The organism is Streptomyces sp. MS191, from assembly GCF_008042125.1.
Lineage (GTDB): Bacteria > Actinomycetota > Actinomycetes > Streptomycetales > Streptomycetaceae > Streptomyces.
The window spans coordinates 2,407,322-2,419,760 of record NZ_RDBI01000040.1; the positions used below are offsets into that span (position 1 = coordinate 2,407,322).

The 12,439-nt window shown below is 71.8% G+C and carries 12 protein-coding genes, 3 tRNA genes and 1 pseudogene; 10 read left to right on the forward strand and 6 right to left on the reverse strand.

Features of this window, described 5'->3' with window-relative positions; genetic code table 11:
• Positions 1 to 189 precede the first annotated feature (189 nt).
• Positions 190 to 1,103 (forward strand): annotated as a pseudogene (locus EAO71_RS18075) (sulfatase family protein); the annotation flags it as partial.
• Between the two features lie 22 nt (positions 1,104 to 1,125).
• Here the strand turns inward: EAO71_RS18075 and EAO71_RS18080 are convergent.
• Positions 1,126 to 1,953, reverse strand: coding sequence for an META domain-containing protein (locus EAO71_RS18080; protein WP_147978658.1), 828 nt, complete (start codon positions 1,951 to 1,953; stop codon positions 1,126 to 1,128).
• 84 nt (positions 1,954 to 2,037) lie between these two features.
• Positions 2,038 to 2,826: a maleylpyruvate isomerase family mycothiol-dependent enzyme gene (locus EAO71_RS18085; protein ID WP_147978659.1), complete on the reverse strand. Its 789-nt coding sequence runs from the start codon at positions 2,824 to 2,826 to the stop codon at positions 2,038 to 2,040.
• A gap of 76 nt (positions 2,827 to 2,902) precedes the next feature.
• On the opposite strand from EAO71_RS18085, the gene EAO71_RS18090 reads away from it, so the two are divergent.
• The gene (locus EAO71_RS18090) at positions 2,903 to 3,307 is read left to right on the forward strand and encodes a nuclear transport factor 2 family protein (protein WP_147978660.1); all 405 of its coding nucleotides are present in this window, start codon (positions 2,903 to 2,905) and stop codon (positions 3,305 to 3,307) included.
• Positions 3,308 to 3,385: 78 nt separating this feature from the next.
• Here EAO71_RS18090 and purL read toward each other — a convergent pair whose 3' ends face one another.
• From purL to purS, 3 genes are read right to left on the reverse strand one after another with little or no spacing between them, the layout of a single operon-like run.
• Positions 3,386 to 5,635 carry a phosphoribosylformylglycinamidine synthase subunit PurL gene (gene purL / locus EAO71_RS18095; RefSeq protein WP_147978661.1) on the reverse strand — a complete coding sequence of 750 codons (2,250 nt, stop codon included), beginning with the start codon at positions 5,633 to 5,635 and terminating at the stop codon, positions 3,386 to 3,388.
• Complete coding sequence (purQ, locus tag EAO71_RS18100) at positions 5,632 to 6,312, reverse strand: phosphoribosylformylglycinamidine synthase subunit PurQ (protein WP_147978662.1); 681 nt, start codon at positions 6,310 to 6,312, stop codon at positions 5,632 to 5,634. Before purQ ends, purL begins: the two co-directional genes overlap by 4 nt.
• Positions 6,309 to 6,554 carry a phosphoribosylformylglycinamidine synthase subunit PurS gene (gene purS / locus EAO71_RS18105; RefSeq protein WP_147978663.1) on the reverse strand — a complete coding sequence of 82 codons (246 nt, stop codon included), beginning with the start codon at positions 6,552 to 6,554 and terminating at the stop codon, positions 6,309 to 6,311. The genes purQ and purS overlap by 4 nt, the downstream gene beginning before the upstream one ends.
• A 321-nt stretch (positions 6,555 to 6,875) precedes the next feature.
• Between purS and EAO71_RS18110 the strand changes: the two genes are divergently transcribed.
• The 8 genes from EAO71_RS18110 to EAO71_RS18145 all read left to right on the forward strand — a co-directional run bounded on the left by EAO71_RS18110 (position 6,876) and on the right by EAO71_RS18145 (position 11,418).
• Positions 6,876 to 7,229, forward strand: a complete 354-nt coding sequence (locus EAO71_RS18110; protein WP_147978664.1) for a histone-like nucleoid-structuring protein Lsr2 — start codon at positions 6,876 to 6,878, stop codon at positions 7,227 to 7,229.
• Positions 7,230 to 7,386: 157 nt separating this feature from the next.
• Positions 7,387 to 7,458 (forward strand) — tRNA-Gly (locus tag EAO71_RS18115).
• 78 nt (positions 7,459 to 7,536) lie between these two features.
• Positions 7,537 to 7,609: transfer RNA gene (locus EAO71_RS18120), tRNA-Gly, on the forward strand.
• Between the two features lie 137 nt (positions 7,610 to 7,746).
• Positions 7,747 to 8,679, forward strand: coding sequence for an ABC transporter ATP-binding protein (locus EAO71_RS18125; protein WP_147978665.1), 933 nt, complete (start codon positions 7,747 to 7,749; stop codon positions 8,677 to 8,679).
• On the forward strand, positions 8,676 to 9,437 hold the full coding sequence (locus EAO71_RS18130) for an ABC transporter permease (RefSeq protein ID WP_147978666.1): 762 nt from the start codon (positions 8,676 to 8,678) through the stop codon (positions 9,435 to 9,437). The genes EAO71_RS18125 and EAO71_RS18130 overlap by 4 nt, the downstream gene beginning before the upstream one ends.
• Before the next feature lie 51 nt (positions 9,438 to 9,488).
• Complete coding sequence (locus EAO71_RS18135) at positions 9,489 to 10,715, forward strand: sensor histidine kinase (RefSeq protein ID WP_147978667.1); 1,227 nt, start codon at positions 9,489 to 9,491, stop codon at positions 10,713 to 10,715.
• Complete coding sequence (locus EAO71_RS18140; protein WP_147978668.1) at positions 10,712 to 11,320, forward strand: response regulator transcription factor; 609 nt, start codon at positions 10,712 to 10,714, stop codon at positions 11,318 to 11,320. The genes EAO71_RS18135 and EAO71_RS18140 overlap by 4 nt, the downstream gene beginning before the upstream one ends.
• A 22-nt stretch (positions 11,321 to 11,342) precedes the next feature.
• A tRNA-Gly gene (locus tag EAO71_RS18145) sits at positions 11,343 to 11,418 on the forward strand.
• A 99-nt stretch (positions 11,419 to 11,517) separates the two neighbouring features.
• Here EAO71_RS18145 and EAO71_RS18150 read toward each other — a convergent pair.
• Entirely contained in the window at positions 11,518 to 12,429 is a 912-nt protein-coding gene (locus tag EAO71_RS18150) for a phosphoribosylaminoimidazolesuccinocarboxamide synthase (RefSeq protein ID WP_147978669.1), read from the reverse strand.
• Positions 12,430 to 12,439: the final 10 nt, after the last annotated feature.

Consider the following 12,439-nt stretch of genomic DNA (forward strand, 5'->3'; position numbering starts at 1 on the left):
GTCCTCGACCATCTCCTTGTACTTCTCGATCGAGCCGCCGTCCTGGTGCCAGAGGGCCGAGCGGTCGCCCGCCTCGATGCGCCGGACGATCTCGGCGCTCGCCTCCTCGTCGCCGTCGGCGATCCAGGGCCAGTGGGGGGCGTGAAGTTGAGGTTGAGCAGCCACGGCCGGTCGTGCTCCCGGGACACGTACTCGCTCGCCCGCTCCGGCTGGGACGAGTTCTTCGGGAACTTCGGCGGCGCGCTCGAGTACTACTCCAAGCTCGGGCTCGGCGGCGAGTACGACCTCTACGAGGGCGACGCGCCGTACAAGGACCTGCGCTACTACACCCGCGTCCTGACCGAGCGGGCGAGCGAGTACGTGTCCCGGGAGCACGACCGGCCGTGGCTGCTCAACCTCAACTTCACGCCCCCCACTGGCCCTGGATCGCCGACGGCGACGAGGAGGCGAGCGCCGAGATCGTCCGGCGCATCGAGGCGGGCGACCGCTCGGCCCTCTGGCACCAGGACGGCGGCTCGATCGAGAAGTACAAGGAGATGGTCGAGGACCTCGACCGGTCGGTCGGCGAGGTGCTGGCGGCACTGAGGCGCTCCGGCCGGGAGCACGACACCCTCGTCTTCTTCGCCAGCGACAACGGCGGCGAGCGCTTCTCGTACAACTGGCCGCTGGCCGGCAACAAGGGATCGCTCCAGGAGGGCGGCATCCGGGTGCCGTCGATCCTGCGCTGGCCCGCCCGGATCGACGGAGGCCAGGTCAGCGACCTGCCCGTGTACACACCGGACTGGACGGCGACCCTCCTCGAACTGGGCGGCGCCCGCCCCGACCCCGCCTACCCGCTCGACGGCACCAGCCTCGCCGGGTTCCTGCTGCGCGGCGAGGAGCCGGCCGAACGCGACCTCTTCTGGCGGGTGCGGGGCGAGCGCGCGCTGCGCCGCGGCGCATGGAAGTACTACCGCGGCAAGACCGGCCGCGACCAGCTCTTCCACCTGACCGAGGACGCCCGCGAACAGGCCGACCGCGCCCCCTACGAGCAGGAGCGGCTCGCCGCGCTGCGGGCGTCCTGGGAGCGGACGGACGCCGGGCTCCTGCCTTACGGGGGCTGAGCCCGGCCCGGCCGGTCGTCCGTCAGGAGGCCGCCTTGGGCGCGGGCTTCGCGACCGCCGCGAAGCCCGAGCCGTCCGGGGCGGTGAGGGTCAGCCCGCGATGGCTGAGCTCGTACGTCGCCGAGTCGCCGAAGACGTCGTACAGCTTCGTCTCCAGGGCCATCTCGGGACCCGTGCACCGCATGCGGGTGGTGGTGATCTCCCCGAACGTGACCGTCCTGCCCGAGATCTTCGCCGTGGTGGAGAAGCGGTTGCAGCCGAGGCTGCCCCGGACCTTGCCGTCCTTGTCGATCACGAAGTGGGCCTTGCCCTCGGAGCCCGCGGGGACCGAGGAGGCGGTCTGGCCGGCGAGCAGGGACTCGACGGTCCATTCGGTGCCGTTCAGCGGGGCCGGCGGCTCGGACGTCAGCGCGACGACGTTCTCGCCGTCGGACGAGGTCAGGGTGAGCCGGTCGCCGTCGACCCGGGCCTTCAGCGCGCCGGTGAACGCCTTCCGGAGGACCGTCTCGAAGGCCCCCCGCTCACCGGGACAGGCCATCTCGGTGCCCTGCTGCTGCTTCACGGTGACCGTGTCGCCCTCGACCGACACCTCGGCACCGAAGCCGTTGCACCCGCTGTTGCCCGAGGCCCGGCCGTCCTTCCCGATCTCGACGTGGGCGCCGTCGGGCGCCCGGGTCTCCTTGCCTGCGACCGTCACGGTGTCGAAGGCCCAGTGGGCTCCGGCGACGGGGACGTCCGGGGCGACGGAGCCGGCGCCCGGGCCGGAACCGGACCGCTCGGTGCCGCACGCCGAGAGCACGACGAGCGAGGCCAGGACTGCGGTGGCTGCGGTGGTACGTGTCTTCAGCATGGGGATGGGACGGGCGAGCGGTACGGACGGTTCCGCCCCGCCTCCGCCGGGGCCTCCGACCGGGCCGTGCCCGGCGCCGCCGGGTCAGCCCATCAGCGGCAGCAGCCCGGAGAGGTCGGCGCGTTCACCGCTCGCCGCGACCTTGGCCCCGTCCAGCGCCTCGGCCCAGTCCGTACGGCCGGTGGCGAGCCGGATCCAGGTGAGCGGGTCCGTCTCGACGACGTTGGGCGGGGTGCCGCGGGTGTGCCGGGGCCCCTCCACGCACTGCACCACCGCGAACGGCGGGACCCGGAACTCCACCGCGCCGCCGGGGGCCTTCACCGCGAGCGCGTCGGCGAGCACCCGGGTGCAGGCGGCCAGGGCCTGCCGGTCGACCGGGATCGCGAGGCCGGCCGCCGCGTTCAGGTCGTCGGTGTGGACGACCAGTTCGACGGTCCGGGTGACCAGGAAGTCCGCCAGCCGCATCGCACCGAACCGGGTCGGCACGAGCCGCTCGTCGGACGTGCCGGCGATCCGCTCCTCGTACCGTGCCGTCGTCCGCTCGTACAGCCCCGCCAGATCGCCGGTGTCGACGGCCCGCGCGTCCTCGTCGATCCGCCCGGCGGCCGACGCCGTCGCCGACGGCCAGTCGAGCAGACCCAGGTCCTGCGCGGCCGGCTCGGGCTCGTCGAGGAAGCGCGGGACGGCGCCGACCACCAGGGCCAGGTGCGCGGCCAGCTCCCGTACGGTCCACTCGCCGAGCCGCGTCGGCCCGTCGAGCTGCTCCGGCGTGAGCGTGGACACCGCGTCGCCCACGTTCCGGAACTGGGCGAGCACGGCGGCCCGGGTCTTGGCGGAGTCGTAGCTGCGGGAGCGCTTCTTGGCCGGTGGCATGGGGGCGAGGGTAGTCGGAGACTGGAGAGGGAGGGGCTCGCAGCACACCTACCCGTAGGAGAGGGGTCGATCGGTCATGGCCGAGCACCCTGACGTCGCCTTGGTACGCCGTGGTTTCGAGGCGTGGACCCGAGGAGACATGGAGACCGTCGGCTCCATGATGACCGCGGACTGTACCCACCACGTGCCGGGCGGGAGCCAGCTGTCCGGCCACTTCAAAGGCCGGGACAACATCCTCGCCATGTACGCCAAGATGTTCGAACTCACCGGCGGGAAGATGCGGGTCGAGCTGGACAGCGTCTCCGTCGACGGCCGCGGCCACGCCGTGGCGGCCAACAAGTTCTTCGCCGAGCGCGGTGACCGCGGCATCGAGATGAAGGGCGCGCTGATCTTCACCATCATGGGCGGGAAGATCACCGACATCGACGAGTGCGTCGAGGACATCGAGCAGTCCGACGCCTTCTGGGGGCAGCCCGCGTAGGGCCCCGTCCGGGCCGTGCACACGAGAGCCCCCGCCGGACCCACGGGTCCGGACGGGGGCTTCGCGCAGCGCGTCGGGTCAGGCCAGCAGACCCGGGATGGTCGCCTCGTGGGCGGTGCGCAGCTCCTCCAGGGAGATGCTGAACTCGCCCTGCACGTCGACCTCGTCGCCGTCCACGACACCGATGCGTGCCGCGGGCAGGCCCCGGGCGCCGCACATGTCGGTGAAGCGGAGTTCCTCGCTGCGCGGGACGGACACGACCGCACGGCCGGCCGACTCGCTGAAGAGGAAGGTGAAGGCGTCCAGGCCGTCCGGGACGACCAGGCGCGCGCCGGTGCCGCCGCGGAGGCAGGACTCGACGACCGCCTGGACCAGACCGCCGTCGGACAGGTCGTGCGCCGCGTCGATCATGCCGTCGCGGGAGGCGGAGATCAGGATCTCGCCGAGCAGCTTCTCCCGGTCGAGGTCCACGGCCGGCGGCAGACCGCCGAGGTGCTGGTGGATCACCTCGGACCAGGCCGAGCCGCCGAACTCCTCACGTGTGTCGCCCAGCAGGTAGAGGAGCTGGCCCTCTTCCGCGAAGGCGATCGGCGTGCGGCGGTTGACGTCGTCGATCACACCGAGCACGGCCACGACCGGCGTCGGGTGGATGGCGACCTCACCGGTCTGGTTGTACAGCGAGACGTTGCCACCGGTGACCGGGGTGCCCAGCTGCAGGCAGCCGTCCGCGAGACCACGGGTGGCCTCGGCGAACTGCCACATCACGTCCGGGTCCTCGGGCGAACCGAAGTTCAGGCAGTCCGAGATGGCGAGCGGCTTGGCGCCGGAGGCGGCGACGTTGCGGTACGCCTCCGCCAGCGCGAGCTGCGCGCCCGTGTACGGGTCGAGCTTGGCGTACCGGCCGTTGCCGTCGGTCGCCATGGCCACGCCGAGGTTGGTCTCCTCGTCGATCCGGACCATGCCCGCGTCCTCGGGCTGCGCCAGGACGGTGTTGCCCTGGACGAAGCGGTCGTACTGGTCGGTGATCCAGGACTTCGAGGCCTGGTTCGGGGAGGAGACCAGCTTCAGGACCTGGTCCTTCAGCTCCTCGCCGTTCTGCGGCCGGGGCAGCTTGCCCGCGTCGTCGGCCTGGAGCGCGTCCTGCCACTGCGGGCGGGCGAACGGCCGGTGGTAGGTCGGGCCCTCGTGGGCGACCGAACGCGGCGGCACGTCGACGATCTGCTCGCCGTGCCAGAAGATCTCCAGGCGCTCGCCCTCGGTCACCTCACCGATGACGGTGGCGATGACGTCCCACTTCTCGCAGATCTCGAGGAAGCGGTCGACGTGCTGCGGCTCGACGATGGCGCACATGCGCTCCTGCGACTCGCTCATGAGGATCTCCTCGGGCGAGAGCGTGGCGTCGCGCAGGTGGACGCGGTCGAGCTCGACGCGCATGCCGCCGGAGCCGGCCGAGGCCAGCTCGGAGGTGGCGCAGGAGAGCCCGGCGCCGCCGAGGTCCTGGATGCCGGCGACGAGCTTCTCCCGGAAGATCTCCAGGGTGCACTCGATGAGGAGCTTCTCCTGGAACGGGTCGCCGACCTGCACCGCGGGGCGCTTGGTGGGCTTGGTGTCGTCGAAGGTCTCCGACGCGAGGACGGAGACACCGCCGATGCCGTCGCCACCGGTGCGGGCACCGTAGAGGATCACCTTGTTGCCGGGGCCGGAGGCCTTGGCGAGGTGGATGTCCTCGTGCTTCATGACGCCGATGCAGCCGGCGTTGACGAGCGGGTTGCCCTGGTAGCAGGAGTCGAAGACGACCTCGCCGCCGATGTTGGGCAGGCCCAGGCAGTTGCCGTAGCCGCCGATGCCGGCGACGACACCCGGCAGCACGCGCTTGGTGTCGGGGTGGTCGGCCGCGCCGAAGCGCAGCGGGTCGACGACCGCGACCGGGCGGGCGCCCATGGCGAGGATGTCGCGGACGATGCCGCCGACGCCGGTGGCCGCGCCCTGGTAGGGCTCGATGTACGAGGGGTGGTTGTGCGACTCGACCTTGAAGGTGACCGCGTACCCCTGGCCGACGTCGACGACGCCCGCGTTCTCACCGATGCCGACGAGCATGGCGTCGTTCTCGGGGGTCTTCTCGCCGAACTGCTTCAGGTGGACCTTGCTGCTCTTGTAGGAGCAGTGCTCGGACCACATGACGGAGTACATGGCGAGCTCGGCGCCGGTGGGCCGGCGGCCGAGGATCTCCCGGATGCGGGCGTACTCGTCCTCCTTGAGGCCGAGCTCCTTCCACGGCTGCTCGCTGTCGGGCGTCTCACCCGCGTGCTTGACGGTGTCGAGAGTCATGCGTTGACCAGCTTCTTCAGGATCGAGGTGAAGAATCCGAGGCCGTCGGTACGGCCCGTACCGATCAGCGGCTCGACGGCGTGCTCGGGGTGCGGCATGAGGCCGACCACATTGCCCGCGGCGTTCGTGATGCCCGCGATGTCGCGGAGGGAGCCGTTCGGGTTGAAGTCCAGGTAGCGGAAGGCCACCCGCCCCTCGGCCTCCAGCTCGTCGAGCGTGTGCTCGTCGGCGACGTAGCGGCCGTCCATGTTCTTGAGCGGGACCGCGATCTCCTGGCCCTGCTCGTAGTCCACGGTCCAGGCGGTCTCCGCGTTCTCCACGCGCAGCTTCTGGTCGCGGCAGATGAAGTGGAGGTGGTTGTTGCGCAGCATCGCGCCCGGCAGCAGGTGGGCCTCGGTGAGGATCTGGAAGCCGTTGCAGATGCCGAGGACGGGCATGCCCGCCTTCGCCTGCTCGATGATCGTCTCCATCACCGGCGAGAAGCGGGAGATGGCTCCGGCCCGCAGGTAGTCGCCGTAGGAGAAGCCACCGGCCAGGACCACGGCGTCGACCTGCTTCAGGTCCTTGTCGCGGTGCCAGAGGGAAACGGGCTCGGCACCCGCCAGGCGGGCGGCACGCAGCGCGTCCTGGTCGTCGAGCGTTCCGGGGAACGTGACGACGCCGATGCGTGCGGTCACGACTCCACCTTCACGACGAAGTCTTCGATCACGGTGTTGGCAAGGAAGGTTTCGGCCATCTCATGGATGCGGGCGAGGGCGGCCTCGTCGACCGGCCCCTCCACCTCCAGTTCGAAGCGCTTCCCCTGGCGGACGTCGGCGATTCCGGCGAACCCGAGGCGGGGCAGTGCACGCTGCACCGCCTGTCCCTGCGGGTCGAGGATCTCCGGCTTGAGCATGACGTCGACTACGACGCGTGCCACTGGCACTCCCGGTGGTGTGTTGCGTGGGCGGTTCCCTCAGCGTACCTGCCTCCAAATTCTACGCGGGTAGAAGTCTGGAGGACCCTACAAAAGACACGAAAACCCACACGAAAAATTCAAGTGAAATATTGCGCGGCCCATTGCGGCGGGACACGCTGATGCAATTGGCTGGGCTTCACAATGCGAGGCCTTCCGCTGTACAAAGGAATACAGAGGAAAGCAGCATTGCCCCGGGGCAGCCGTAAAGCCGGTTCCGCCGCACGTCAGAGGCGTTCGATCCGCCGTCACGACACGGTGGACCGCAGGAAAGGACCGATATCCGTGGCTCAGCGTGTGGTGGTCACTCTCTTCGACGACATCGATGGCGGAGAAGCGGCGGAAACGGTTGCGTTCGGCCTGGACGGGAAGACGTACGAGATCGACCTGAATCCCGCCAATGCAAAGAAACTGCGCACCGCGCTGGCCCCCTACCTCGCGGCCGGCCGGAAGCAGACGGGCCGGGCGGCGGCCGGCCGGTCCGGCGGCGCGGGCACTCCCGTCGACTCGTACAAGCACACCGCGCTCGCCCCGGACCCGGCGGCGGTCCGCGCCTGGGCCCAGTCCAACAAGATGGAGGTGCCGGCCCGCGGCCGGATCCCGAAGCGGGTCTACGAGGCGTTCCGCCAGGCCGGCTGAGCGGGGCCGGGCGGCCCGGCGGGCGGGGTGGCGACCGCGCCGCGGCTCGCGGCGCCGACCGGTCGCCGGGAACGGATTTGCATTGCACCCCCGCCGATCGGCTAGAGTCTGGATCACGCCGAGGGGCGAGGCCGCAGGGCCGAACCTCACGCAGCGTGCGGGTGTAGTTCAGTAGTAGAACATCCCCCTTCCAGGGGGAAGGCGCAGTGTGCAATTCCTGTCACCCGCTCTGCATCGCATTACCGACCACTCCGGTGGATCAGGTAGAGTGGTGCTCGCACCGCCCGGTGAAGCCGGTCGGAGGCATGCGGACGTGGCTCAGTTGGTAGAGCATCACCTTGCCAAGGTGAGGGTCGCGAGTTCGAATCTCGTCGTCCGCTCAGGAATGAAGGCCCCGGTTCTCTGGAACCGGGGCCTTCGTCATGTCCGCCCCCGCCGTCCGCCCCCTGACATTTGTCATGCACGGTGATGACAGCGCGCACTGCCGCGCCGCTCCCTCCGCCGGAAGGCTGAGGGCATGACCAACGTGATCGAGGCCGACGCACTGCGCCGCACCTACGCCGGCGGCTTCTCCGCCGTCGACGGGATCTCCCTCGCCGTCCCCCGGGGCGAGATCTTCGCCCTGCTGGGGACGAACGGGGCGGGCAAGACCTCCACGGTCGAGCTCCTGGAGGGGCTCGCCGCCCCCAGCGGCGGCACCGTCCGCGTCCTCGGCCACGACCCCTACCGCGAACGGGCCGCCGTCCGCCCCCGCATCGGGATCATGCTCCAGGAGGGCGGCTTCCCCTCCGACCTGACCGTGACCGAGACCGTCCGCATGTGGGCGGGCTGCACCACCGCACCCCGCCCCACGGCGGAGGCCCTGGAGGCGGTCGGCCTCGCCGCCCGCGGCAAGGTACGGATCAAGCAGCTCTCCGGCGGTGAGCGGCGACGCCTCGACCTGGCGCTCGCGCTCCTCGGCCGGCCCGAGGTCCTCTTCCTCGACGAGCCCACCACCGGCCTCGACGCCGAGGGCCGGCGCGACACCTGGGACCTGGTGCGGTCCCTGCGGGACGACGGCACGACCGTCCTGCTGACCACGCACTACCTGGAGGAGGCCGAGTCGCTGGCCGACCGGCTCGCGATCATGCACGGCGGCCGGATCGTCCTCTCCGGCACACCGGCCGAGGTCACCGCGGCCCGCCCCGCCCGGATCCGCTTCGTCCTGCCCGACGGGATCGAGCCCGGACATCTGCCCCTCGACCTGAGGGCCGCGGCCGACGGCCGACGCGTGGAGATCCGGACCCACGCGCTCCAGGACGACCTCGCCGCGCTCCTGGCCTGGGCGGGCGACGCCGGTGTACGGCTCGACCGGCTCGACGCCCGCTCGGCCTCCCTCGAGGAGGCCTTCCTGGAGATCGCCTCCACCGTCGACACCCCCGCCCCCACCGACCTCGAAGGTGCCCGATGAACGCCACCCTCACCCGGCTCACCGCCCTCGGGCGCGCCGAACTCACCCTGCTCGGGCGGAACAGGAACAACCTCTTCATCGCCCTGCTGATGCCCCTCCTGATGATCTTCGTGCTGCGGTCCTCGGTCACGCAGACGGCCGAAGGCGTGTCCGGAGGCGTCGCCGGCGCCACCCTCGTCGGCGGCACGGGCCTGGTGCTCGTCCTCGTCGTCTACATGGGCCTGGTCTCGGCGTACGTGTCCCGCCGCGAGGAGCTCGTGCTCAAGCGGCTGCGCACGGGCGAGGCGAGCGACCTGGAGATCCTCGGCGGCGCGGCGCTGCCGTCCGCCGCCATCGCCCTCGCCCAGTGCGCGGTGCTCACCGTCGGCGGGGTGATCGTCCTGGACGTCCCCGCCCCGCGACGGCCCGACCTGCTGCTGCTCGGCCTGGTGGCCGCGGTGGCGCTGCTCGCCGGCCTGGCCGCGCTGACCACCGTCATCACCCGCAACGTCGAGAGCGCGGGACTGACCACCCTGCCGCTCTTCCTGGTCTCCTCGATGGGCTCGGGCATGTTCGTGCCCCGCGAGGCCCTGCCGGACACCCTCGAGTCGGTCTGCGCGCTGCTGCCGTTGAGCGGGGTCATGGAGTTCGTCCGGGCCGGCTGGTTCGGCGCCGGCGACACGGGCGCGCTGGTCACCGCGGCGCTCACCACGCTGGCCTGGGGCGCGATCACCGTGTTTGCTGTCCGACGGTGGTTCCGCTGGGAACCGCGTCGCTGAGGACCGTCCCGGGCGGGACTCCGACGACAGGACTTGGGGAGGGCCGGACGGGTGTCCAGGTTGACCGGATGGTGGGTGGGCCGCAGCAGCGCGGCGAAGGTGGAGCTGTACACCCGGTGGACCTTCCACTTCTTCGCCCCCCTCGAGATCGTCGCCCTGGCCGGGATCCCGCTCTCCGCCGCCTCCTCGTCCGCGCTGCGCCCCGGCATCGCCGCGGCGCTGCTGCTGATCTGCTGCGCACACGCCGTGCTCTGCGCGGTGTTCGCCTCCCGCGCCCTGGACTGGACGGTCGGGAAGCGCGGACGCCCGGTCCGGCTCGCCACCGCCCTGGCCGCCGGCACGGCGGTCCTGGACCTCACCGTCCTCGCCCTGCACACCGCGAGCGCCGTCGACGATCCGTCGGTCGGCGTGGGCCTGGCGACCGCCCTGTCCGCCTTCGGCGCCGGCACGCTGCTGCTGGGCCTGCGGCGGGTCCGGCACATGCTGTACGCCGTCCTCACCGCCGCCTGCGCCACCGGCGCCGCCGTCGCCGCCTTCGGTCTCGGGGCGCCCACGGCCATCGGCTCCGGTGTCGGCGTGCTGCTCGGCGCGGGCGGGTTCGGTACGGCGAGCGGCTTCTCCTCCTGGCTGCTCGGGATCGTCGGCGAACTGGAGCGCTCCCGGGACCTGAAGGCGCGGCTCGCCGTCGCCGAGGAGCGTCTGCGCTTCGGCCGCGACCTGCACGACGTCATGGGCCGCAACCTCTCGGTCATCGCCCTCAAGAGCGAGCTCGCCGTGCAGCTCGCCCGGCGCGGACGCCCCGAGGCGGTGGACCAGATGACCGAGGTGCAGCGGATCGCCCGGCAGTCGCAGCGCGAGGTCCGGGACGTGGTGCGCGGCTACCGGGAGGCCGACCTGCGGGTGGAACTGGAGGGCGCGCGGGGGGTGTTGGGCGCGGCCGGGATCGCGTGCGCGATCGGCCCGGTGGCCGACGGGCTGCCCGAGCGCGTACAGGCGGCGCTGGGCTGGGTGGTCCGGGAGACCACGACGAACGTACTGCGGCACGGGGACGCCTCGCGCTGCACGATCTCCCTTGCGGGAGAGGACGGTTCGGTGCTGCTGACCGTGGAGAACGACGGCGTGGGAGAGGACTTCGTGATGGGGAACGGCTCGGGTCTCGCGGGGCTGCGGGAGCGGCTGGCGGCGGTGGACGGGACCCTGCGGGCGGGCCCGGAGGCCGGCGGCACGTTCCGGGTGACGGCCACCGTGCCCGTACCGCGGAAGGGGTCGAAGGCATGACCGTACGCGTGCTGCTCGCCGACGACGAGCACCTGATCCGGGGCGCGCTCGCCGCGCTGCTCGGTCTCGAGGACGACCTCGTGGTCGTCGCCGAGGCCGCCACCGGCCCCGAGGCGCTCGCCATGGCGCGGGCCCACCGCCCCGATGTCGCGGTGCTGGACCTGCAGATGCCGGGGGCGGACGGTGTGAGGGTCGCCACATCCCTGCGCGAGGAACTCCCCGACTGCCGGACCATGATCGTGACCGGTCACGGCCGCCCGGGCCATCTGAAGCGGGCCCTCGCGGCCGGGGTGCGGGGCTTCGTGCCGAAGACCGTCAGCGCCCAGCGGCTGGCCGAGATCATCCGCACCGTGCACGCCGGAAACCGCTACGTGGACCCGGAGTTGGCGGCCGACGCGATCTCCGCCGGGGACTCCCCGCTGACCGCGCGGGAGGCCGAGGTGCTGGAGTTCGCGGCCGACGGGGCGCCCGTCGCGGAGATCGCCGCGCGGGCCGCCCTGTCCCCCGGCACGGTCCGCAACTACCTCTCGTCGGCGGCCGCGAAGCTCGGCGCCGAGAACCGTCATACGGCGGTACGTCTCGCACGGGAGAAAGGTTGGGTATAGTTGGCCCCGCGCTACGGCGCATGCGGACGTGGCTCAGTTGGTAGAGCATCACCTTGCCAAGGTGAGGGTCGCGAGTTCGAATCTCGTCGTCCGCTCCATGAGAGAAGCCCCCCGGTCCKMGGACCGGGGGGCTTCTTCGTGTCCGGAGCCGTCCCGCCGATCCAGCCGGGAGCCCGGCAGGATCGGCGAGACGCCCGTCAGGACCAGGCGGTGCCGGTCAGGAGTTCGTACGCCTCGATGTACTTGGCGCGGGTCGCGTCGACGATCTCCTGCGGGAGGGCCGGCGGCGGCTGCTCGCTCGCGCGGTCCCAGCCGGAGGCCGGCGAGGTCAGCCAGTTGCGGACGAACTGCTTGTCGTACGACGGCTGGGCGTGCCCCGGCTCCCAGCCGGAGGCCGGCCAGAAGCGGGAGGAGTCCGGGGTGAGGACCTCGTCGGCGAGGACCAGCGTCCGGCCCTCCGGGGTGGCCTCGAAGCCGAACTCGAACTTGGTGTCGGCGAGGATGATCCCGCGCTCGCGGGCCACGTCCCGGGCCCGGCCGTAGACGGCGAGGGTGGTCTGGCGCAGCAGCGCGGCGGTCTCCGCGCCGACCTGGTGGGCGACCTCCTCGTACGACACGTTCTCGTCGTGGTCGCCGACGGCGGCCTTCGTGGCCGGCGTGAAGATCGGCGCGGGCAGTTCGGACCCGTCGGTCAGGCCCTCGGGCAGGGCGAGGCCGCAGACCGTGCGGGACGCGCGGTACTCGAGGAGGCCGGAGCCGGTCAGGTAGCCGCGGGCGACGCACTCGACCGGGACCATCTCCAGCGACTTGCAGACCAGGGTGCGGCCCGCCCAGTCGGCCGGGGCGCCGGCCGGCAGCTCGGTGGACAGGACGTGGTTCGGGACCAGGTCCTTCAGCAGGTCGAACCACCACAGCGAGAGCCGGGTCAGGACCCGGCCCTTGTCGGGGATCTCGGTCGGCAGCACCCAGTCGAATGCGGACATGCGGTCGCTTGCCACCATGACGAGGTCGCCGGCCTCGTTCCGGTAGAGGTCGCGCACCTTGCCCGTGTGGAGGTGGGTCAGGCCCGGGACCTCGGCAGGCTCGGGCTTTTCTACGAATCCGGACACGGTTCCTCCG